This is a genomic window from Rhodococcus sp. WB9 (assembly GCF_007558985.1).
In the GTDB taxonomy this organism is placed as follows: Bacteria; Actinomycetota; Actinomycetes; order Mycobacteriales; family Mycobacteriaceae; genus Rhodococcus_F; species Rhodococcus_F opacus.
The window spans coordinates 2,395,389-2,417,695 of record NZ_CP041769.1; the positions used below are offsets into that span (position 1 = coordinate 2,395,389).

Below are 22,307 nucleotides of genomic sequence, written 5' to 3' on the forward strand. Positions count from 1 at the left end.
CACATGCGGCGGATGCGCTCGGCCCTGTTCGAGATTGCGTTGACGTGCTCGGTGGCGCTGTGCGCGCTGTCCCTCACCCCGGCTGTTGCCGCCGCAGTGCCCGGCGGTGGAGCCGTCCGGACCGCCTACCCCGGATACACCGTGATCGGCAGCGACGAATTCGACGGACCCGCAAACGCGGCACCCAATCCACTGTTCTGGGGCTACGACCTCGGCGGCGGTGGGTGGGGCAACAACGAGAAGCAGGTGTACACCGACTCCCGGCAGAATTCGCGGCTCGACGGCAACGGTCGGCTCGTCGTCGAGGCCCGCAGAAACGGTGGCGGATTCACGTCGGCTCGACTCGTGACCCGTGGAAAGTTCGAATTCACGTACGGGGTGATCGAGGCACGGATTCAGGTACCGTCCGGTCCGGGAATCCATCCGGCGTTCTGGACGCTCGGAAGCAACATCACCAGCGTCGGGTGGCCTGCCTGCGGCGAGATCGACATCCTCGAGGTGATCGGGGACGGTTCGCGATACCACGCGGGAGTGCACGGCCCGACCGTCGGCGGCGGGCACTGGGAACGCTCGACGGATGGCTCGATCGGTGCGAACCTCAGCGCAGGTTTCCACGATTACGCCCTGATCAAAGCGCCCGGCCGCATCTCGGTGGGCATCGACGGGAACATCGTCGGCACGGTCACCACGGCGGACCTGCGACCCGAGGAGCGCTGGGTGTTCGACGCCCCGGCGTACCTGCTGCTCGATGTGGCCGTCGGCGGGAACTGGCCCGGCCCGGTCACGTCGTCGACACGCTTTCCCGCCACCATGCTGGTGGACTGGGTGAGGTTCTCCCAGTGACGTCCGGGACGCGCGAGTTTCGGGTGTGAATAGAATCAAGTTCATGGCCGTGTCGAACTCAGAGTGCCGCTGCGGCCACCCATTCGCCGCTCACGAGCACCACCGCAAGGGCACGTCCTGTGCACTGTGCGACTGTCCGCGGTTTCGGCGGCCGCTTCCCCGGTTGATCCGGAAGCTCGTCGGCCGCTGACCGCGATCCGCGCACGGTAGTGGTGCGGATAGGGCAGCGATGTCGAACGCTCGTGCTCGCCCATCTCCTTAGCCTATCGAGGGAAACATACCACAGGTATCTTTATGGACTATATTTCAATACGCACGTCGTGCAAAGATGAATGTCTGGATACTTCGAATCCAATAATTCACTGACGGCAGGCGGCAGCTCGGGTGGTGACGATGGGACATCGTACAGCCGAGCGGGTGGGGACCTCGTCGAGTGCCGAGGCCGTGTGGAGAGGCGGTCTGTGGGCGATCGCGGTCGCATTCATCGTCCCATCGCTGTTGTTCGCGGTGGGTTGGTGGTCGGGATGGGATGGAGCGTTCACGACGATCGTGATTGCCGACGTGAGTTTGCTGGTGTTCGCCGTGCTCGCCACCGCGTGTGCCGCCTGGGCTGCCTGGGTAGGGCGGGGCATGGTGCGCCACAGCTGGTCGGCGTTGGCAGGTGGGCTGGCGGCATGGTCGGTCGGTCAAGTCATCTGGTGCTACTACGTGGTGAAGGAGGGAAGTGATCAGATACCGTTCCCCTCCGCGGCGGCTGCGGCGTATCTGTTGTTTCCGGTCGGCGCATGCGCGGCCTTGCTGCTGTTCCCGGCCGGTGACAGCGGACAGTCCCGTACCCGGCTGATTCTGGACGGAATCATCGTGGCCGGTTCACTGTTCGTGGTGTCGTGGGTGAGCGTGCTCGGCAGCGTGTACCACGCGGGGAGCGACACACCGGCCAGCCTCGTGTGGTCCCTCGCCTATCCTGTCGCGGACCTGGCGATTGCGACGATGGCGATTGTGGTGCTGACCCGAGCGCGGGCCGGGCAACGCCTGACCCTGGGATTGCTGTGCATCGGGATCATCCTGATGGCACTGTCTGCCAGCGCAGTCTCCTACCTGACCGCGCTGGGCACCTATCGCAACGGCGGTGTGACCGACCTGGGCTGGGTGGCCGCCTTCGTCGCGATCGGGCTGGCGGCGCTGTCGAGCACCCGCACACCGTCACCCGAACCGGTCCCCGCGCAGATTCCGTCCCGGGCACGGTTGTGGTTGCCGTACGTTCCGTTGTTGCTGGCCGTTGCCGTCGGCCTGCAGCGGGAGTTGCCCGGACTGGGCTCCGGCCCGATTCCCGCTGCGATCATGGTCCTGGTGTTCGCCTTGCTGGCACGGCAGTTCATCGTGTTGGCCGAGAACCGGCGGTTGTTGCTCACCGTGGCCCGACAGGCCTTTCGCGACCGACTGACCGGACTGGCGAACCGTGCGTTGTTTCTCGACCGTCTCGACCAGGCAGTGCAGCGCCAACGGCGGGAACTGACACCGATCGTGGTGTTGTGTGTGGACCTCGACGATTTCAAAACAGTCAACGACAGCCTCGGCCATCCCGCAGGGGACGAGCTGCTGATCCGCGTTGCCGAACGGCTCACCGGGTGCGTGCGGAGCACCGACACCGTAGCGCGGCTCGGAGGTGACGAGTTCGCGGCCCTGGTCGAAGGGAGCGTCGAGGATGCCCTGTCGGCCGCAGACCGGGTGCTGGAGGCATTCATCCCGCCGTTCGTCATCGACGGTGTCGCGCTCTCCATCCGTCCCAGCATCGGGCTGACCATTGCCACCTCCGAGGTCCCCGACGCGACCACCGAGAGCCTGCTCAAACAGGCAGATTTGGCAATGTACGCGGCCAAACGCTGCGGCGGTGGCTGCCTTCGCAGTTTCATGCCGAATCCGGCCGGCTTCGAGGAGTTCGACGGGCGGCCCTGTGTCGACCATCCCACCTCCCGCACCGTCGACACCGGGCCGGGGGAGATCGAGAACCTGCCTCGAGCCGTGGAACCCGTAACAGAGCAGCCTCTCTCGGGCCGGGGTGCCGCAACTGGAATGACGTCGGCACACAGCCGAACACGGCCGTTTCGGACGGGCTGGGTGTCGCCACCAGGTCGGTCACGGCGCGGTGTGATGGCGGTGCTCGGGATTCTGCTGATCGGTGCGATCTCGTACGGGATCTCGATCGCGGTGGGTGATCGGGCCGGCTGGATCGTGCTGCGCGAGGCGCTCTACGACGGATTGACGCTCTCGGTCGCCTTCGTGGTCGCCGCTCGCGCGTGGTGGGTGCCGGCCGAGCGCCAGGCGTGGTGGCTGATCGCGCTGGGGCTGACGAGCTGGTGCGTGGGCGATGTCGCGGCGATGTCGTGGGTGCCCGAGGGCCAGTCCCCATCCGTGGCCGATCCGCTGAAGTTGGCGTTCTACCCACTCGTCTATACCGGGCTGGTGTTGCTCCTCCGTGCGCGAGCGCGGCGACTACCGGCGGAGATCTGGTTGGATGCCGTCACCGCCGGGTTGACGCTCGCGGCTCTGGCAGCGGCCCTCGCATTCGGTCCGATCGAGTCGGTGGCGAGCGGGTCACCCGCAGCGGTGATCGTCGGGCTGGCGTACCCGGTGGGAGACGTGCTGCTCCTCGCGCTTGCGGTCGGAGCGCTCGCGGTGCTGGGTTGGCGTGCCGAGCAGCGGTGGGTGCTGCTGGTTGCGGGGTTCATGCTGTTTGCGGTGGCCGACACCTTTTACCTGTTCCGCAGTGCTGACGGCTACGTCGAGGGCACGTGGATCGATGCGCTCCCGCACGTCGCGGTGCTGCTGGTGGCCTTGGCCAGTTGGCGGGCCCCCGGCCGGCGGCGATCCAATCAGCTTCCCGGACTGGCTATCTGGGTCCCCCCACTGGTGTGCACCGCTGCGTCGGTGGGCCTGCTGGTGCTCGACCACGATGCGCGGCTGTCGCGGCTCGCGGTGGTTCTCGCCGCGCTCACCCTAGTCGCGGTCGCGGCCCGATTCGCGGTGACGTTCCGTGAAGTGGTCGTCCTGGCCGACAGCCACCGCGAGGCGAGGACCGACGACCTCACGAACCTGGCAAACCGGCGGGCGATCACGGCCGCGTTGACGGCCGAATACTTCGACCATGTGGCGCAGCCGGCCGGGCGACCCCACCGCCCGGGTCCGGGCTTGCTGCTGATGGATCTGGACCGGTTCAAGGAAATCAATGATTCTTTCGGACGGTACGTGGGCGATCAATTGCTGCGCCAGGTCGCGGGCCGGCTGGCGCGGTCGGTGCGACCGGGTGATCTGCCGGCCCGGATCGGCGGAGACGCGTTCGCGGTCCTACTCCCGTCCGGGATCGACCTTACGGAAGCCCGTGCGCTGGCTGGTCGTCTCCTCGAAGCGTTGCGCGAGCCGTTCCACCTCGATGAGATCACCGTTCACGTCGAGGCGAGCATCGGAATCGCCCTCTGCCCGCAACATTGCGCCAACCCCCAGGACTTGCTTCAGCGCGCCGGAGTGGCGATGTATCGGGCCAAGTGCGGCCGTCGCGCGCTCGAGGTGTACGACGCTGCCGAGTACCAACGCAGCATCGAGGAGAAGCAGTCCATCGAGGAGTTGCGCACAGCGATCGCCGGCGACGAGCTCACGTGCTATTACCAACCGAAGGTCAGCGCGTGCGACGGGCAGGTGCACAGCGTCGAGGCTCTCGTTCGATGGGAACACCCTCGCCACGGCCTACTCCTGCCCGATCAATTCCTTCCTCATGCCGAACAGTCGGGCCTGATGCGGCCACTGACAACGAGAGTCCTGGAGCTTGCTCTGGGTCAAGCGCGCACCTGGCTCGATCGCGGGGTATCGCTGACCGTCGCGGTGAACCTTTCGGTCACGAATCTGCTCGACGCAGACCTGGTTGCCGAAATCGACCGGCTCTTGAAGGACTTTCGACTACCCGCCGACGCACTCATTCTCGAGATCACCGAAAGTGTCCTGATGACCGACTACATGCGCGCCAGAAGGGTGGTCGAGGCGCTGCAGGGTCTCGGAATCGGATTGTCGATCGACGACTACGGCACCGGGTGGTCCTCCCTTGCCTATCTGCAGGACCTTGCCGTCGATGAGCTGAAACTCGACCGGGTCTTCGTCGCCCGCCTCGCCAGCGACCCTCGATCCGTCGCGATTGTGCGATCGACCGTGGAGCTCGCACACAGCCTGGGCGCGTCTCTGGTCGCCGAAGGTGTCGAAGACGAGGAAACCCTGAGGGCCCTGCGTCGATACGGCTGCGACGTCACCCAGGGGCATTACCACGGCCGCCCGCTGCCTCCCGACCAGCTCGACCTTCGATCGCTCGGCCGGCACCGTTGATGCGATACGACTGTCCGGTGCGGTGATCGGGAGGCTCTACGTGAACAGGCCCTGACCCCAGTACTGCCCCTCGGCGAGGCCGGGCGGGCAGGCGAAGAGGGCGGAACCGACGTGCTGGATGTACTCGTTCATCGCGTCGTTCCTGGACAGGTTGAGCTGCATCGGCACGAACTGTTCCTGCGGGTTGCGGCAGTAGGCGATGAAGAAGAGTCCGGCGTCGAGGTGACCGAAACCGTCGGAGCCGTCGGTGAAGTTGTATCCACGACGCAGGATCTGGATGCCGCCGAGTTCCTGAGCGGATGCCAGTCGCACGTGCGCGTCGACGTCGATGACGGGGTCGTGACCCTTCTTGGAATCGAAGTCGAGTTCGTCGAATTCCGCCTTGCCGCTCAGCGGGGCGCCGGTGCCCTTGGACCGTCCGATCACGCGTTCCTGCTCGCCGAGCACGGTGCGATCCCACTGCTCGATGAGCATGCGGATCCGCCGCGCCACGAGGTACGCGCCGCCGCCCATCCACGCCTGGTCGTCGTCGGACGCCACCCACACGTGCTGGTCGAGGACGCCGGGTTCCTCGGCCTTGATGTTGTTCGTTCCGTCCTTAAACCCGAACAGGTTTCGCGGCGTGTCCTGGGTGGTCGACGTCGACGAGGTGCGGCCGAACCCCAGCTGCGACCACCGGACGGAGGCCGTCCCGAACGCGACGCGCGCCAGATTGCGGATGGCGTGCACGGCCACCTGCGGGTCGTTGGCACACGCCTGGATCGCGATGTCGCCGCCGCTGCGCGCCGGATCCAGGTTGTCCGCCCGGAAGTGCGGAAGGTCGACGAGCGCGGCAGGCTTCTTGGACGCGAAGCCGAACCGGTCGTCGAACAGTGAGGGTCCGAACCCGATGGTGAGCGTCAGCTGGGACGCCGGCAGGCCGAGCGCCTCCCCGGTGTCGCTGGGCGGAACGTAGGCTCCGTCGCCGATGGCACCGTCCGGGGTGGCCTCCTCGCCCGCGGTCATCCGCTCGGCCATCACGGTCCACTTCTTCAGCAGTGCTTCGAGTTCCTCACGGGACTTCGTGGTGACGTCGAACGCCACGAAGTGCATCCGGTCCTGCGCGGGCGTCACGATGCCCGCCTGGTGTTCACCCCGGAAGGCGACGACGTCGCCGTGCGAGAACGGCGGTTCGGCGGCGGTGGCGCGCCCGACCAGTGCACCGGCGCCGGCGAGGGCGGCTCCCGCCCCGACGGCGCCGAACAGACGTCGTCGGGACACTCCCTTGCGCTCGTCCACCGAGGTGGTCGTGTCGGTCGTACCGGTCGGATCAGTCATGATTATGCGCCTGCTACCACGCCTTGAACCTGGCTGACCTCGGCCGAGAGGGCGTCGATCTTGCGCGACAGTTCCTGGCGCTGTTGTTCGTCGACAGTGTCGTAGAAGACGAACCCGTCACCCTGGCGGTATTGAGCGAGTTCGGCATCGAGGTCCGCGAAACGCTGGGTGATGTTCGCGGCCAGTTCGGGATTGCGTTCGTCGATGATCGGCTGCAGTGCGGCGACCGCGGCCTGCGAGCCGTCGACGTTGGCCTGGAAGTCCCACAGGTCGGTGTGCGAGAAGATGTCTTCCTCACCGGTGATCTTCGACGTCGAGATCTCGTCGAGCAGTCCCTGCGCGTCGCCGGCGATCTTGGTGGGATCGATCGTGTAGTCCTCGGCGTTCACCTGGTCGGCGAGGTACTGGACGTCGACGACGAGTTGGTCGGCGATCGCATTGGTGTCGGGCTGGGGACCGGTGACCCACAGATCCTTCTCGAGCCGGTGGAAGCCCGTCCATTCCTGCCCGGGTTCGAGGTCGGCCTCCCGCAGGTCGAGCTTGGGGTCGAGCTCGCCGAAGCTCTCCGCCTCGGGCTCGATGCGCTCGTAGTAGGTGCGGGAGACGGGGAAGAGTGACTTGGCCTGATCGATGTTGCCGGCCTTGACCGCGTCGACGAACTGCTGCGTGGTGTCCTGCAGGGCTACGACCTGACTGCGGATGTAGCGGCGGTAGCCGTCGGCGGCCTCGGCGAGCTGTCCGCTCTCGTCGGAGGCGCTCATCGAGTCTCCGGTGACGGTGAACTCCTGGCGGATACCGTCGCCGACCATGCCGGGCTTGCATGCGAGCTGGTAGGTGCCGGCGTCGGGCAGCGACACGATGAGCTGGCGGGTGAGGCCGGGACCGATGTTCTCGACCTCGCCCATCGCCCGGTCGCCCTCGGCGAATACGTAGAACTCGGTGACCTTGGTGCCATTGTTCGTGACCTGGAACGTGCTGTTCCCGGTGGTCCCGGAGTCGGCGCTGACGTCACACGTGTCGTCGCTTGCGGTAACGGTGATGTCGTCGGTGCTTGCGGTCGACTTCTCCGTGCAGCCGGCGAGCGCCAGCGGCAGTACGGCGACCGAGGCGAGGGCGAAGGTGGTTCGGCGCTTGGTCTTCATGGGCGGAAGGTGCCTTTCATGAAACGGTCTCGTCGGGGGTGGGGGAAGCGGTGCGCTCGGGTGCCGCGGGGGCCGGTGTGGGTGCGGAGACGGGCCGGAGGAACAGGAACAGGACCACGACGACGTACACGACCCAGGCGACGGCCTGCAGGACCGTCGGGTCGGGCCGGAAGTTGAAGATGCCTGCCAGGACGGTGCCGTACCAGCTGGACGCGTCGTAGCCGTCCGAGATGTCGAAGGCGAGTGCCGAGCCGCCGGGCAGGACTCCGCCGATCTGCAGGGCATGAATGCCGTACCCGAGGATTCCGGCGGCGACGATGATCAGGAAGATGCCGGTGTATTTGAAGAATTTCGCGAAGTCGAGCCGGACGGCGCCGAAGTACAGCAGGACCGTGAGGGCCGCGGCGGCGACGATACCGAGCAGGAGGCCGACCAGGGGCCAGGCGCTACCCGCTGTGTTCTCGGCGTACCCGACCATCAGGAGCGCCGTCTCGACGCCTTCCCGGCCGACGGCGAAGAACGCGAGGGTGAGCACCGCGATGGGCCCCGCGACCAATGCTTTCTCCATGCCCGCCTTGAGGTCGTGGGAGATGGTCCGCGCGGCCGTGCGCATCCACAGCACCATGACGGTGACGATCGCGACCGCGACGAGCGACGCGACGCCGGCGATGACCTCCGCGGTGAGTCCGGTGACAGTGGACGTTCCGTAGTGGATGACGAGAAAGATCGCGGCCACCATCGCGACGGCGATGCCGACGCCGAGCCAGACCCACTTGAGTGCGTCCTTGCGCTCCGCTTTCACGAGGAACGCGGCAAGGATCATGACGACGATGCCTGCCTCGAGGCCCTCGCGCAGACCGATCAAACCACTGCCGAACAGCTGTGTGGCGATCGACGGCGCGGTCCCTGCGGCGAGGACTGACATGCACACTCCTGGGCGAGACGGGTCGAGTCGAGTGGTCCGCAAGGTTGGGTAGGCAAACTTGCGGTAGGCAAGGCGAACCTTAGCCCTGAAGAAAAACATACACCGCGCCTACTTATCCGAAGAAGCCCTCACCAGCACTTTTACAACCCTTTACCTTTGGTGTGTTGCCTCGTCGCGGCCCGGCGCCGTGCGGGGGCCGTCCCGCGTGGCTGGGATCGACGAGTTTCGTGTGGATGATGGAGACGTGAACCGATATCCCGCGCGGCCGAAACGTCGTTCCCGATGGCCCGGACCGCTGTTCGCTCTTCTCGCGGCGACGGTGGTCGTGGTTCTCGCCTACGGCGCGTGCTCGCGGGAGCAGCAACCGAGGATCGCGATTCCGGAAGGCATCCCACCCGGGCCCGGCGCGGCGACCCCGCCGATCGACATCAACGCACCCGGGCGTTCGGCGGATCAGCTGCACGGATGGTCTGCCGGGCTGGCCGACTCGATCGGCGTCGGGAGTACCGCGCTCGAGGCGTACGGCTACGCGGCGACGGTGATGGCCGAGACGAAGCCGGAATGCGGAATCGGGTGGACCACCCTCGCCGGAATCGCGAGTGTGGAGAGCCGGCACGGCACCCATGCCGGTTCGGCGGTCGGGCCCACCGGTCAGGTGACGCCCGAGATCCGGGGTATCCCCCTCGACGGTGGACCTGGTGTCGCCGAAATCCCCGACACCGACGGCGGGGCGATGGACGGTGACCCCGTGCACGACCGCGCGATGGGTCCCCTGCAGTTCATTCCCGAGACGTGGAAGCGGTGGGGGGTCGACGCGAACGGTGACGGCGTGGCCGACGCCGACAACATCGACGACGCGGCGCTGACCGCCGCCCGCTACCTGTGCGAGCGTGGCGGCGACCTCACCGCGGCGGAGGGCTGGCAGTCGGCGCTGATGGCCTACAACCTGTCGGGGGAGTACCTCACGCTGGTGCGCGACCGGGCGTCCGCCTACTCGGTCGGGGTTCGCCCGTAATCCTTCCCTTTGTGACGTGATCGGCGCCACATCGATGGATGTCGTGCGGGCGGCTCGCCGTCCGCGGGGCGCGCCATCCCGCGCCGGTTTCGGTGTGCCGTTACGCTGTGTGCTGGCACGATCTGGTGTCCCTGGCACGATCGGACCGGTCGATGCACAGTGCGAAGCCCATATAAGGAGAATCAGCAAGTGTCCATCATTGAGCAGGTCGGAGCCCGTGAGATCCTCGATTCCCGTGGTAACCCCACGGTGGAGGTCGAGGTGCTGCTCGACGACGGAAGTTTCGCTCGCGCCGCGGTCCCGTCGGGTGCATCGACCGGTGAGCACGAGGCCGTCGAATTGCGTGACGGCGGCGACCGGTATGGCGGCAAGGGTGTCGAGAAGGCCGTCGAGGCCGTCCTGAGCGAGATCGCTCCGGCCATCATCGGGATCGATGCCACCGAGCAGCGGACCGTCGACCAGGCCCTGCTGGACGCCGACGGCACCCCGGACAAGTCGCGTCTGGGCGCCAACGCGCTCCTGGGTGCGTCGCTGGCGGTGGCCCGCGCGGCCGCCGAGTCGTCGGGTCTGGATCTCTTCCGTTACGTCGGTGGCCCCAACGCCCACGTCCTTCCCGTTCCGATGATGAACATCCTCAACGGTGGTGCGCACGCCGACACCGGTGTCGACGTCCAGGAGTTCATGGTCGCCCCGATCGGTGCCGCCACGTTCAAGGAGTCGCTGCGCTGGGGCGCCGAGGTGTACCACGCCCTCAAGTCGGTGCTCAAGGAGAAGGGCCTGGCCACCGGTCTCGGTGACGAGGGCGGCTTCGCCCCCGACGTCGCGGGCACCAAGGAAGCACTGGACCTGATCAGCGTCGCCATCGGCAAGACGGGCCTGGTCCTGGGCACCGACGTGGCGCTGGCACTCGACGTCGCCGCCACCGAGTTCTACACCGACGGCACCGGCTACAAGTTCGAGGGCAGCAACCGGACCGCGGCCGAGATGTCGGCGTTCTACGCCGAGCTGGTCGATGCCTACCCGATCGTGTCCATCGAGGACCCGCTGGACGAGGACGACTGGGACGGCTGGGTCGCCCTGACCGATCAGATCGGCAACAAGGTGCAGCTCGTCGGTGACGACCTGTTCGTCACCAACCCGGAGCGTCTGGAAGAGGGCATCGTCAAGGGTGCCGCGAACGCTTTGCTGGTGAAGGTCAACCAGATCGGCACGCTGACCGAGACCCTCGACGCCGTCGACCTCGCGCACCGCAACGGCTACAAGACGATGATGAGCCACCGGTCCGGTGAGACCGAAGACACCACCATCGCCGACCTCGCGGTCGCCGTGGGCAGTGGTCAGATCAAGACCGGTGCCCCCGCACGCAGTGAGCGCGTCGCCAAGTACAACCAGCTGCTGCGCATCGAGGAGAACCTGGGCGACGCCGCCCGCTACGCCGGCGAGGTCGCGTTCCCGCGGTTCGCGTTCGAAGGCTGACGTTCGACAGTCGAGTAAGGGGTGTTGGGGTAGGTGGCACAGCGCGGCAGGCCGCGGTCGTCCGGAGCAAGTCCGGGCGGCCGGGGCTCCGGGCGGGGTGAGCGGGTCCGCGGAAACCGGGCGGACGGCGCTCCGGGCGGAGCGCGGCGTCCCCGTACCACCAAGTCGACGACGCCGGGGCAGGCCGACGGCAAGCCGGACGCCGTCGACGGCGCCGACACCGGCAAGGTGCTCCCCGGTCGCGCCCGCCCGAGACGGGTGGGCGCGACCGGGGCCGCCCGCGCAATGCGCTCCGAGCACACGATCCTCGGACTGTCGACGGGCCGGGCGCTCGTCCTCGTCATGGTCGTGCTGCTTCTCGCGCTCACCCTCGCGGTTCCGCTGCGCAACTACCTCACCCAGCGTGGGGAAGCGGACCGTGTTGCGGCGGAACAGGTTCAGCTCGAGAAGGATCTGCAGGAACTGCGGATACTCGAGGAGCGCTACTCCGACCCCGCCTACATCGAGGCGCAGGCACGCGGCCGGCTCCGGTGGGTGAAGCCCGGCGACACCCCGTTCCAGGTGCAGCTGCCCGGCGACTACAAGGAACCGGAGAAGCCGGAGGAGAAGGACGCCGAGATGGCGGGCCCCTGGTACTCCGACCTGTGGAAGACCATTTCAGAACCGCCGGCCGCGCCCGAGGTGCAGCCGGCACCGGCTCCGGCGCCCCCCGTGGTGCCGCCGCTCGTACCGCCAGAACCAGGAGAACCCACCGGGTGACCACTTCGTCCGACCCGTCCAACCCCGTGCCGCAGGAAGACCTCGACGCCGTCGCCGCCCAGCTGGGCCGCGAACCGCGTGGAGTGCTCGAGATCGCGTACCGCAGTCCCGACGGCACGCCCGGCGTCGTGAAGACCGCGCCCACACTTCCTGACGGAACACCGTTCCCGACGCTGTACTACCTGACCGATCCGCGACTGACCGCGGAGGCCAGCCGGCAGGAGTCCGCGGGGGTGATGCGTGAGATGACCGAGCGTCTCGGGCAGGACCCGGAACTCGCGGCCGCGTACCTGCGCGCCCACCAGTCGTATCTTGCCGAACGTGACGCCATCGAGCCCCTCGGAACGGACTTCACCGGCGGCGGAATGCCCGAGCGCGTCAAATGCCTGCACGTGCTGATGGCCCACTCGCTGGCGAAGGGGCCGGGCGTCAACCCGCTGGGCGACGAATCGGTGGCCCTCGCCGCGTCCGCGGCAGGCGGAAAGCTGAGGGGCACCGCGATCCCCGCGGACTGGCCCGGCATCGACGACGTCGAAAGTCCCGAGCAGTGACCCGCGTCGCCGCCGTCGACTGCGGCACGAACTCCATCCGCCTGCTCGTCGCCGACGTCGACGAGCAGGGCGCACTGCACGACGTATGTCGCGAGATGCGCGTCGTCCGGCTGGGACAGGGCGTGGACGCCACCGGGCGCCTGGCGCCCGAGGCCATCGAACGCACCCGGGTCGCGTTGAGCGAGTACGCCGGCATGATCGCCGACGCCGGGGCCACCGCGGTCCGCATGGTCGCCACGTCCGCCACCCGCGACGCGTCCAATCGGGAGGACTTCTTCTCGATGACCCGCGAGGTGCTGGGCGCCGTCATCCCCGGCTCCGGGGCCGAGGTCATCACCGGCGACGAGGAAGCACGGCTGTCGTTCAACGGAGCGGTCGGGGAACTCGATCCGTCGCAGGGACCGTTCGTGGTCGTCGACCTCGGCGGCGGTTCCACCGAAGTGGTCCTGGGCGACGAATCCGGCGTCCACGCCGCCTTCTCCACCGACATCGGATGCGTGCGCATCACGGAGCGCTGCCTCCACGACGATCCGCCGACACCCGCACAGGTCGAGGAGGCCCGCGCGTTCGCGCAGGAACGCCTGGACGAGGCGTTCGCGCATGTCCCCGTCGAACAGGCCCACACCTGGGTGGGCGTCGCCGGAACGATGACCACAATCGCCGCGCTCGCCGAAGAACTGCCCGAGTACGACGCCGAGCGGGTGCACCTGTCCCGCATCCCGATGCCCCGGCTGCGCGAGGTCTGCAACTCGCTGATCGCCATGACCCACACCGAGCGGGCCGCCCTCGGCCCGATGCACCCGGGGCGGGTCGACGTCATCGGCGGCGGCGCGATCGTGACCCTGACACTGGCCGATGCATTCGAGAAGAAGGCCGGCATCGACCAACTCGTCGTCAGCGAACACGACATCCTCGACGGAATCGCATTGTCGATCGCCTGAGCTAGGGTGATCTGCGCACGGTCGCCGAGCGACACCCTCGGCGACCGGTAGCCCCTATAGCCCAATTGGCAGAGGCAGCGGACTTAAAATCCGCCCAGTGTCGGTTCGAGTCCGACTGGGGGCACCACTACACCGGCGTGCTCCAGCTGCGGTCAGGACGTTCGGACGAGTTCCGCCCGCATCTGGGTGAACAGGAACAGCCCTGGACGTCCCGAGATCTGCTCGTACGCGCGCACGACGTCGTCCATGAACTCCGGCACGGCTGCGTCGGCGAGGTGCGTGGTCCAGTCGGTGGATCCGACGGTGCACCACCGCGCGAATTCCTCCCGGGAACCGAAATCCCATTCGACGTCGCGCACGACGAGGTCGGTGGTGTCGAGTCCTGCCGCCTTCGCGACGTCGCGGAATCTCTCCGGTTCGACGTGGATGAACGGCGCCGTGAAGTCGGTGAAGTACTCCGCCCATCGCGGGCTCGTCGCCACGGCCATCAAGACGTCTTCGACACTGGTCCGCGGGCCGGCGCACACCATCTGGATGATCACACGCCCGCCGTCCACGACGCTGCGGGCGATTCCAGCCAGTGCCACCTGCAGGTCGGGGACCCAATGCAGGGCGTTGAACGACACCGCGACGTCGAAGTCGCCGTCGAACGGGAGGGCGCGTGCATCGGCGATACGGAACTCAGCGCGGGTGCCGTCCGGCAATGCTCTGGATTGGGCCTTCGCGATCATCCGCGGCGATGCGTCCACTCCGACTACCGAGCCGCCGGGAAGCCGTTCGGCGATGCGGAGCGTGACGAATCCGTCGCCGCATCCGACGTCGAGCAACCGTTCACGGCCGGCGAGGGCGAGTTCCGCGATCGATGTCTCCGCGACAGCGCGCTGGAGGGCACCGACATCGGCGTAGCCTTCGCCGTCCCAGTCGACCATGACGGCGGCGGCCCGGCTTCCTCAGGCTCCCTGGTGGTGCGGGCTCGAGTGTGCGCCGTCGCCGGATCGTGCGATGGACGCGCGGACGCGGGCCGTGGCCTGCCAGATCTGGGTGCTGTCGTGGACGCTGATCACCGGTATGCCCTGTTCACGAGCATTCTGAACGGTCAGCGCGTCCTGGGGTGAGCCGACCCCGTCGAGGACGTCCTCGGTGACGATCGCGCAGAGCGCGGGGCCGTCCATCTTCCGGACGGGCTCGAGTCCGTGGACCACCATCCACTGCTTGACCATCGCCCAGTGCGACACCTCTTTGTAGCGCGTGGGGTTGCCGATGAAGAGAACCCGACGGGAGCGGCGGGCGCGAGCGATATCGATGTGCGTGACGGTAGCCATGGCGGAGGGTTCCTGTCCGTTGCGGGATTCCGTACTGTCAATCCCCGCTCGCAGCGGTTTCGTTACGCACCCGCCCCGGATAGGTCCGTCAGCTGCCGAACGGGCTACCGGACGAGCCGCCGCCGCCCGGCCCGGACGTCTCGGTGACGGTGACGATGGTGGGTTCGACGGTGCCGTTGTTCAGCGGCGGAATGCTTCCCCACTGCTCGAACGACGGCACGCTCGAGCAGGACCATTGCACCGCGTACTCGCCGGGGTCGACGGTGGCCCGCAGCTCGCCGTCGTCTCCGCCCATCACGACGGTCGGGCCCACGGTGGCGGCCGGCAGGGTTCCGTCGACGGGGACGATGTTCATCACGCACACCACTGCCCCGGACACGTCGTACCGGACGTCCATCACCACGGCATTCCCGTCGACGCCGATATCGACCGTGACGTCTTCGGGTGCCGCGGACGCGGTGGGGGCGGCGAGGAGACCCGCGCCGGCGATAGCGGCGGCGATACCTACGGTTCGTGCAATCGTGACCTTCATCGGTGCGTCCTTCCGGACTTCTTTGTTGCCGGTTGATACGAGGCAAGAGCCACCCGGGAGTATCGCACCTCCAACCCTCATCTGCTGGGATGTGGAAGGTGGAACACTGCTGGTCTGGGAGTTCAGCGTGTCGATCCGACACCCGGTGCATCGAAGGAGACGGCGAAGTGCTCGGACGGAAGAACTACACGAAGGACGAAATCGAGCACGCCGAGGCGTCCGTCGCGGAGCAGGTCGCCGCGTACACGTCGCTGACGGGGGCGATTGCGGGCGAGGTCACGGGCAAGAAGGTTTTCGCCGCACTCGAGGACTTCGAGCCACTGTTCTTCGGCAACATGGTCCTGGTGCTGGACCGCTACTTCGTCCACCGGATCCGGGCGGTCACGGGCAAGGACGGGAACCCGCTCAACGAAGTCGAGATCATCGCCGACTCGTTGATGAACAACGACGGCATCCTGCGCGGCATCAGCGTCCTGAAGTATTTCTCCGGCCAGTCCGTGCTGAAGTTGGAGATCGGCGACCGGATCCGCGTGAGCGCCGACGACTTCGAGCGGCTGTCGGCGGCGTTCTTCGCGGAACTGCGCTCACGGTTCCTGGAATGAGCGTGTGGTTCACGTCCGATCTGCACCTTCGTCACGCACGGCTGGTGGAGATCCGGGGCTTCGAAACGGAGATCGACGCGCACGACCAATCCATCCTCGACGCGCTGGCCGCCGCCGTCGGGAGCGGCGATCAACTCTGGATACTCGGCGACATCACCGTCGGAGGTAAGGCCGCCGAGGATTGGGCGCTGCGCGCACTCGACGAGTTCGCGCGGAAGCGGAACGTCGAACTGCATCTGATCCCCGGCAATCACGACTCGTGTCACCCGATGGCGAACCGCAACAGCCACATCCGGCAACGGGTGTTCCTGGAGACGTTCGCGTCGGTGCAGTTGTTCGCGCGGCGCAAGATCGCGGGCCAGACCGTGCTGCTCTCCCATTTCCCGTACGTCGGCGACCACACCGCGGAGGACCGGGGCGTGAAGTACCGGCTGCAGGACGAGGGGGACTGGTTGCTGCACGGGCACACTCACCAGGACGGCGTGCTCGACCCGTCCGTGCACCCGCGGCAGATCCACGTGGGCTGGGACAGTTGGCGCAGGCCCGTGCACGTCGACGAGATCGCGGAGATCATCGGGCCGGACGCGTCGACCCGGTGACCGGTGTGGCGTCGGCGCGGTATCTGCCGGGCGTCGATCCGTGCGTGTTCTTGAACAGCCGGGAGAAGTGGGCGGCGTCGGTGAAACCCCAGCGGGCACCGATGGCCGAGACGGGCAGATCGCGGTAACGGGGGTCGGCGAGATCGCGTCGGCACTGCTCGAGGCGGCGGCGTCGGATCCATCCGCTCACCGTGTCGCCGTCGGCCTCGAACAGCTTCTGCAGGTGCCGCACCGAGATGTGATGCGCGGTGGCGATCGAGTGCAGATCCAGCTCCCGGTCGGCGAGCCGCTCGTCGATGAAGGCAGTGACCCGGACTCGCAGTGCGTCCCCGCGCGACTGCGGGATCAGTCCGTCGGCGAGGTGGAGTTGCTCCGCGAATGCGGCCGCGACCAGATCGAGGACGGCGTCGCCGAGGTGGACCGCGACGGTGGGGGAGGCGTCGGCGATCTGCTCGCCGAGCCCGCGCAACAGCGGGGTGACGACGGCACCGAGCCCCTGGCTGCCCGGCACGCGGCGCGCGGTGAGCTGGGCGATGCCGTCGGGCGGAACGCGGAGCAGGTGCCGGGGGAACATCACGACGAGCATCCGGAACCGGTCGTCGAACGACAGCTGATACGGCCGGGTCGTGTCGTAGATCGCGAAGTCGCCGGGGGTGAGCGCGGCTTCGCGGCCGTCCTGGCTCAGGACGCACGACCCGCGCACCTGCAGTCCGAGTTTGAAGTAGTCGGGGTTGGCGGCGCGGATGGTCCGGGGTGTTCGGCGAATGACGTGCGGGGCGGCCGTGACCTCGCTGATCCGGATCGCACCGACCGTCGCGCCGCGCACGACGCCACGGAAGTCGTCGTGGTCGGCCGACGTCATTTCGAGGGGGACGAACGCGTCGCTCACCGACTCGCGGAACTCGTCGAACGAGACGAGGCGCTGATCGCCCGGACGGATGAGACTTCTCACGACCATCGTCTACCTCAACTGCGTTTGACGGCTTCGCGTGCGGCGGTGCCCGACGCCAGCTTCTCCAGCAGGCGGATCAGGTCGAGCCGTTCCGACGCTGTCAGCGCGTCGGTCCACGTCTGCTCACGTTTGTTGTGCGCCGAGTACGTGCTGACGATGGCGTCGTGCCCGGCGTCGGTGAGTTCGAGGTCGACCGCCCGGCGGTCGCCTGCGTTCGGTCGCCGCGTCACGAGACCGTCGCGCTCGAGCGTATTCACCAGCGCCGATACAGCAGACCTGCTCATCCCGGACAGTGAGGCCACCCGCTTGGCTTCGCACGGTCCGGCGAGCCACAACACGAACAGCACCCGGAATCCGGGCCAGCTCCACCCGCTGGGCCGGTGGACCGTCGACTCCAGGTCGTAGACGAGGGCACTGGTCACGCGGTGCAGCGCGAGAACCAGGCGCATGGACACCGGATCGGCCTCGGGCAGTTCGTCGACGGTCTTGCCCACCGCGAAGTCCACGAAGGACAGGAAGTCCAGGTTGCTCTGGTCGGTCGTCTCCTCGGGCATGAGCACAGGTTAGCGGCCGAATCGGTGTAATCAAAGCCTTGACCAATGGCGCCCGTGAGTACTTGTTAACCGCCCGACGTTAATAAGTACTCACGGGGCGTCAGCCAGTAACCCTCGCGGCACTGCCCGCGTCGACGGGCAGGACGATGCCGCTGATGTGTGCGCTGCCCTCGGCGGCGAGGAACAGCACGACCCGGGTGACCTCGGCGGCATCCAGCCACGCCACGGGCTGGGCGTGCAGGCTGCGGAACACCGGTGCCACGTCCTGTGCTCCGGGCATCTCCAGGTCCGGCCGCATCATCCGGTAGAGGGCGTCGTTGTGAATCATCGGTGTCGAGATATTGCCCGGTGCAATCGCATTCACCGTGATGCCGTGCGGGGCGAGGTCGAGCGCCGCGCTCTTGGTGAGCCCGATGACACCCCACTTCGACGCCGCGTACGCGGCCATGTTGGTGCTGCCGGCCCGGCCGAGCATCGACGAGAGGGTGAGGATCCGGCCGTATCCCCGCCGGATCATGCCGGGCGCCACCGCTCCCACTGTGTTGAAGACGCCGGTGAGGTTGGAACCGATCGCCTCCGACCACTGTTCCTGCGTGAGCGACTGCACCGGGGCGGCCACCGAGACGCCGGCATTCGCGACCGCGACGTCGATCCGCCCGAACTCGGACTCCGCCTCCGCAACCAGTGCGTCCATCGCGGCCCGATCGGCGGTGTCCACCTTGGCGGTGATGCACCGGCGGCCGGTGGCGCGCACCAGCTCCGCGGTCTCGTCGAGATCGGCGGCAGTGGCCAGGGGATAGTTCACGGCCGGGCTGTCCTCACAGCGGTCGCACAGAACTATGTCTGCTCCACGTTCGGCCAGTGCGACCGCGTGGCTGCGGCCCTGGCCGCGGGCGCCGCCGGTGATCAGGGCGACCCGGCCTTCGAAGTCTTCCATCGTCGTTCTCCTGTCCGGGCGGATCAGCGCAGCTTGATGCTGCCGCCGTCCGCCATCAGTGTCTGTCCGGTCATGTACCGCGAATCTTCGGAGGCGAGGAACACCGCGACGGGCGCGATGTCGGTCTCGGGATCGCCGATCCGCTGCATCGGAACCTTCGCCACGGATGCGGCGGCGCGGTCGGGAAATTGTTCCTGCCAGACGAGGACGCCCTCGGTCGCGGCGAACGGGCAGATCACGTTGACCCGGATCTGGTCGGCCGCCCACTCGTTGGCGGCCACCCGGCTGACGCCGCGAATCGCTTCCTTGGCCGCGGCGTACGACGTCTGGGTGGGCATGCCGTCGAGCCCGGACCCGGACGCGAAGTTGATCACCGACCCCGTCGCCGCCTTCAACTGCTCGTAGCACGCCTGCATGAGGTGAACGACCGGATAGAACCCGGTCCGGAACGAGAGGTCGAACATCTCCTGGGTGTGGTCGATCAGTAGTGCCTGCCGCGAGGCGTGAGCGTTGTTGACCAGCACGTCCACGGATCCGAACGCTGCGACGGCGGCGTCCCGGATCTGCTCGGCGGATTCGCGCCGGGAGATGTCGGTGTTCAGGAAGCGAGCGGACGATCCCAATTCCTGCTCGAGATCTTTGCCGCGTTCGTCGTTGATGTCGACGAACAGGACGTTGGCGCCCTCGCGGACGAACACCGTCGTCACGGCCCGGCCGATGCCTCCGGCGCCGCCCGTCACGATCGCCGTCTTTCCGTGCAGCCTCATCGTGCGCTCCCTCTGCGGTTGTGGCTCAGACATCGGCGGTGTCGCCGGTCGCCAGCGCGACCTTCTCCAGTTCGGCGACGCTGAACGCGGCATAATTCTCGTACGGTCCGCGGCCGGCGAAGTAGGGTGTGAGAAGCTCCTCCAACTCCTCGGGCGAGAACGCGGAATCCGCTGCGTCGAAACGGTTCTCGACCTGCGGTGCCGCCATCAGCGCGACCATCTTGCCGTACACGACGAACACCTGTCCGTTGATCTCGTCGGCGGCGGGGGAGGACAGGTAGTGGACGAGGGTGGCGACCCGTTCGGGTGACAGAGGGTCGAGTCCCGCGTCGGCCGTGTTCTCGCCGAACGCGTCGGCGGTCATGGCCGTCCTGGCGCGCGGGCAGATCGCGTTGGCGCGCACCCCGTAGCGGGACAGGCCCTGTGCCGTCGAGAGTGTGAGTGCGGTGATCCCGGCCTTCGCGGCCGAGTAGTTGGGCTGGCCCGCCGATCCGAAGAGGAACGCCTCGGACGACGTGTTGACGACCCGCCCGTATACCGGGCCTCCGGCGGCCTTGCTCGCCTCGCGCCAGTGCACGGCGGCGGCCCGCGACGTGGCGGCGTGCCCCTTGAGGTGGACGCGGATGACGTCGTCCCAGTCGGATTCGGTGAGGTTGAAAATCATCTTGTCGCGCAGGATTCCGGCGTTGTTGACGAGGATGTCCATCGATCCGAACGTGCTGACGGCCTCGTGCACGAGGTGTTCGCCCAGCGACCAGTCGGAGACGTCACCGGTCACGGCGGTGGCGCGGCCGCCGGCCGCCGCGATCTCCGCGGTCACTGCGTGTGCGCCGTCGCCCATGTCGTTGACGACGACTGCCGCGCCGGCGGCGGCGAGTGCGAGGGCTTCGGCCCGGCCGAGGCCTGCGCCCGCGCCGGTGACGACGGCAGTGCGTCCGGCGAGGCTGAGTGATTCCGTCATGGGAACTCCTGAGTGAGAGATGAGTTATATTTCATTCTAGTTGTATCGCACGAACTACTGATCAGCCATGAGAGAAGCGCAATCTGATAGAGGAATGTTTTCTACTTTCTCTGCCGATTCGGCAGCGACGGCACCGGCTGCGGACAGGTCTCGGTGAGTGGGAACTGTGGTCGACGTCACTGAACGGCATGCCAGGTTGGGCGTGCTGATCCTCTCGAATCCCCGGAGCCACATATGCATAACATGCCCCTGTCCCCAGGTGAGGCGGAGCGCGCACCGCTCTCACGCGGGAAGTCGTTCGCCCTCCTCGCCCTGATCATCCTTCTCGTCGAAGTCATCCCGCTCGCCTACAACTTCGTCACCCCGGCGCTGCCGGAGATCGCGAAACACTTCGGCACCGCGAACGTCGGTTGGGTGATCACGATCGTCACCCTGATGCTTGCCGCCTCGACTCCGCTCGTCGGCAAACTCGGCGACATCTACGGCAAGAAGCGGATGATGCTCGTGTCCGCCGCGGTGTTCGGCGCCGGTTCACTACTCGGCGCCCTGGCCCCCAACTTCGAACTCTTCCTCGTGGGCCGCGGACTCCAGGGTGCGGGCATGGCGATACTCGTACTCGCCTACGGGTTGATCCGAGACATCCTGCCCCCGTCGATCATTCCCGTGGCCGTCGGATTCGTCGCCACCGGAATGGGCGCCAGCACCATCCTCGGCCCGATCATCGGCGGCTACCTCATCGACCACTTCGGCTACACCGGCGTGTTCTGGGCGCAACTCCTCCACGTGGCGGTCGTCGGAATCGCGGTCGCGATCTTCGTTCCCGAGACCACGCTGCGGACGCGATCGAAGCTCGACGTGCTCGGCGCGGCCATCCTCGGACTCGGCGCATTCGTGCTGCTGTTCGGTATCGGTAAGGCCACCGCGTGGGGTTACACGGCCCCGCAGACGCTTCTGTGTGTGGGCGGCGGGCTCGCCATCCTCGCCGGCTGGCTACTCTACGAACGCACGCCGAAGGAACCGCTCATCGACCTGCAGATGCTGAAGCACGGACCCGTCGCGAAGACATTGGCCGCCAGCGGTTTCGTCCAGTTCGTCCTGGTCAGCCATTCGATGCTCATCCCGATGTTCGTCATGACCGATCCCGACCTCGGTCTCGGTTACGGATTCGGAGTCACCGCCCTCGCCGTCGCCATCTACACCGTCCCCACGGGCGTCGTGTCGATGATCGCGGGCCCGGTCGGCGGATACTTCACCCGTCGGATCGGCCCGGCGCCGGTTCTGGTGTTCGGCGGCGCATCCCTCGCGCTCGGATCGTTCCTGCTCGCCACCCTGCACGATTCGACGGTCCAGATGATGTTCGGGCAGTTGGTGATCGGCCTCGGGCTCGGTTCCGCGTCGGCGACGCTGCCGAACCTCATCATGCGCACCGTGCCCGCGCAGACGCAGGGGATTGCCGGCGGGATGCTGAACCTGTCCGGCTCGCTGGGCAGTGCGATCGGCAGTCAGGTGATGATCGCCATCGTCGCGATCCCCGGTGTCGTGCTGGTGGGCCGTGCAGCGCAGTACTCGGAGAAGGGCTTCGTGTACGCCTTCTTCACACTCGCCGTCGCCGGACTGCTCGCCGCGGTGATGGGGCTTCTCCTCACCCGCAACAAGATCGAGCGTCCGGTCGACGCGACGGTGCCCAAGTCGGAGATGGTCGCCTGACCTTCCGTCCGCGCACACCGACACGAGGCCCGCAGCA

Annotated in this window: 21 protein-coding genes and 1 tRNA gene; 11 read left to right on the forward strand and 11 right to left on the reverse strand. The window is 67.4% G+C overall.

The genetic code is table 11. From position 1 onward, the window contains the following. The first annotated feature begins 3 nt into the window (after positions 1-3). Together FND50_RS11155 and FND50_RS11160 are read left to right on the forward strand one after the other, a co-directional pair. Positions 4-843 carry a glycoside hydrolase family 16 protein gene (locus FND50_RS11155; protein WP_144285802.1) on the forward strand — a complete coding sequence of 280 codons (840 nt, stop codon included), beginning with the start codon at positions 4-6 and terminating at the stop codon, positions 841-843. A gap of 393 nt (positions 844-1,236) precedes the next feature. Then, the gene (locus FND50_RS11160; RefSeq protein ID WP_144285803.1) at positions 1,237-5,211 is read left to right on the forward strand and encodes a bifunctional diguanylate cyclase/phosphodiesterase; all 3,975 of its coding nucleotides are present in this window, start codon (positions 1,237-1,239) and stop codon (positions 5,209-5,211) included. A 36-nt stretch (positions 5,212-5,247) separates the two neighbouring features. On the opposite strand, the gene efeB is transcribed toward FND50_RS11160, so the two are convergent. From efeB to efeU, 3 genes are read right to left on the reverse strand one after another with little or no spacing between them, the layout of a single operon-like run. After that, positions 5,248-6,528 carry an iron uptake transporter deferrochelatase/peroxidase subunit gene (gene efeB / locus FND50_RS11165; protein ID WP_144285804.1) on the reverse strand — a complete coding sequence of 427 codons (1,281 nt, stop codon included), beginning with the start codon at positions 6,526-6,528 and terminating at the stop codon, positions 5,248-5,250. A gap of 2 nt (positions 6,529-6,530) precedes the next feature. Beyond that, the gene (efeO, locus tag FND50_RS11170) at positions 6,531-7,670 is read right to left on the reverse strand and encodes an iron uptake system protein EfeO (RefSeq protein ID WP_144285805.1); all 1,140 of its coding nucleotides are present in this window, start codon (positions 7,668-7,670) and stop codon (positions 6,531-6,533) included. Between the two features lie 16 nt (positions 7,671-7,686). Further along, positions 7,687-8,595 (reverse strand): iron uptake transporter permease EfeU, encoded by a 909-nt coding sequence (gene efeU, locus FND50_RS11175; protein WP_144285806.1) that lies wholly within the window; start codon positions 8,593-8,595, stop codon positions 7,687-7,689. Between the two features lie 244 nt (positions 8,596-8,839). Between efeU and FND50_RS11180 the strand changes: the two genes are divergently transcribed. The 6 genes from FND50_RS11180 (at position 8,840) to FND50_RS11205 (ending at position 13,464) form a co-directional block, all read left to right on the forward strand. Next, positions 8,840-9,610, forward strand: coding sequence for a lytic transglycosylase domain-containing protein (locus tag FND50_RS11180; protein WP_037179302.1), 771 nt, complete (start codon positions 8,840-8,842; stop codon positions 9,608-9,610). A gap of 189 nt (positions 9,611-9,799) precedes the next feature. After that, on the forward strand, positions 9,800-11,086 hold the full coding sequence (gene eno, locus FND50_RS11185) for a phosphopyruvate hydratase (protein WP_005238851.1): 1,287 nt from the start codon (positions 9,800-9,802) through the stop codon (positions 11,084-11,086). Positions 11,087-11,119: 33 nt separating this feature from the next. Next, positions 11,120-11,845, forward strand: coding sequence for a septum formation initiator family protein (locus FND50_RS11190; protein ID WP_144285807.1), 726 nt, complete (start codon positions 11,120-11,122; stop codon positions 11,843-11,845). Then, positions 11,842-12,396: a DUF501 domain-containing protein gene (locus FND50_RS11195; protein ID WP_005255623.1), complete on the forward strand. Its 555-nt coding sequence runs from the start codon at positions 11,842-11,844 to the stop codon at positions 12,394-12,396. The genes FND50_RS11190 and FND50_RS11195 overlap by 4 nt, the downstream gene beginning before the upstream one ends. Further along, a complete protein-coding gene (locus tag FND50_RS11200; RefSeq protein ID WP_144285808.1) occupies positions 12,393-13,337 on the forward strand; it encodes a Ppx/GppA phosphatase family protein in 945 nt (314 codons plus the stop codon). The genes FND50_RS11195 and FND50_RS11200 overlap by 4 nt, the downstream gene beginning before the upstream one ends. 50 nt (positions 13,338-13,387) lie before the next feature. Continuing rightward, positions 13,388-13,464 (forward strand) — tRNA-Leu (locus tag FND50_RS11205). A gap of 25 nt (positions 13,465-13,489) precedes the next feature. On the opposite strand, the gene FND50_RS11210 is transcribed toward FND50_RS11205, so the two are convergent. The 3 genes from FND50_RS11210 to FND50_RS11220 all read right to left on the reverse strand — a co-directional run bounded on the left by FND50_RS11210 (position 13,490) and on the right by FND50_RS11220 (position 15,191). Further along, a complete protein-coding gene (locus FND50_RS11210; protein ID WP_144285809.1) occupies positions 13,490-14,266 on the reverse strand; it encodes a trans-aconitate 2-methyltransferase in 777 nt (258 codons plus the stop codon). Positions 14,267-14,287: 21 nt separating this feature from the next. Continuing rightward, on the reverse strand, positions 14,288-14,659 hold the full coding sequence (locus tag FND50_RS11215) for a hypothetical protein (protein ID WP_144285810.1): 372 nt from the start codon (positions 14,657-14,659) through the stop codon (positions 14,288-14,290). An 88-nt stretch (positions 14,660-14,747) separates the two neighbouring features. After that, on the reverse strand, positions 14,748-15,191 hold the full coding sequence (locus tag FND50_RS11220) for a hypothetical protein (RefSeq protein WP_144285811.1): 444 nt from the start codon (positions 15,189-15,191) through the stop codon (positions 14,748-14,750). Positions 15,192-15,358: 167 nt separating this feature from the next. Between FND50_RS11220 and FND50_RS11225 the strand changes: the two genes are divergently transcribed. Both FND50_RS11225 and FND50_RS11230 read left to right on the forward strand, forming a co-directional pair. Further along, positions 15,359-15,793 (forward strand): hypothetical protein, encoded by a 435-nt coding sequence (locus FND50_RS11225; RefSeq protein WP_144285812.1) that lies wholly within the window; start codon positions 15,359-15,361, stop codon positions 15,791-15,793. Beyond that, positions 15,790-16,392: a metallophosphoesterase gene (locus tag FND50_RS11230; protein WP_144285813.1), complete on the forward strand. Its 603-nt coding sequence runs from the start codon at positions 15,790-15,792 to the stop codon at positions 16,390-16,392. The genes FND50_RS11225 and FND50_RS11230 overlap by 4 nt, the downstream gene beginning before the upstream one ends. Here FND50_RS11230 and FND50_RS11235 read toward each other — a convergent pair. From FND50_RS11235 to FND50_RS11255, 5 genes are all read right to left on the reverse strand, one after another. Continuing rightward, positions 16,364-17,350 carry a helix-turn-helix domain-containing protein gene (locus FND50_RS11235; RefSeq protein WP_144285814.1) on the reverse strand — a complete coding sequence of 329 codons (987 nt, stop codon included), beginning with the start codon at positions 17,348-17,350 and terminating at the stop codon, positions 16,364-16,366. The genes FND50_RS11230 and FND50_RS11235 overlap by 29 nt on opposite strands. An 8-nt stretch (positions 17,351-17,358) precedes the next feature. After that, a complete protein-coding gene (locus FND50_RS11240) occupies positions 17,359-17,898 on the reverse strand; it encodes a MarR family winged helix-turn-helix transcriptional regulator (RefSeq protein WP_186301269.1) in 540 nt (179 codons plus the stop codon). 100 nt (positions 17,899-17,998) lie between these two features. Further along, a complete protein-coding gene (locus tag FND50_RS11245) occupies positions 17,999-18,835 on the reverse strand; it encodes a mycofactocin-coupled SDR family oxidoreductase (protein WP_144285816.1) in 837 nt (278 codons plus the stop codon). 23 nt (positions 18,836-18,858) lie between these two features. After that, positions 18,859-19,602, reverse strand: a complete 744-nt coding sequence (locus tag FND50_RS11250; RefSeq protein ID WP_144285817.1) for an SDR family NAD(P)-dependent oxidoreductase — start codon at positions 19,600-19,602, stop codon at positions 18,859-18,861. A gap of 25 nt (positions 19,603-19,627) precedes the next feature. Then, positions 19,628-20,563 carry a 3-oxoacyl-ACP reductase gene (locus FND50_RS11255; RefSeq protein ID WP_144285818.1) on the reverse strand — a complete coding sequence of 312 codons (936 nt, stop codon included), beginning with the start codon at positions 20,561-20,563 and terminating at the stop codon, positions 19,628-19,630. Between the two features lie 243 nt (positions 20,564-20,806). Between FND50_RS11255 and FND50_RS11260 the strand changes: the two genes are divergently transcribed. Beyond that, positions 20,807-22,270, forward strand: coding sequence for an MFS transporter (locus tag FND50_RS11260; RefSeq protein ID WP_144285819.1), 1,464 nt, complete (start codon positions 20,807-20,809; stop codon positions 22,268-22,270). Positions 22,271-22,307 lie beyond the last annotated feature (37 nt).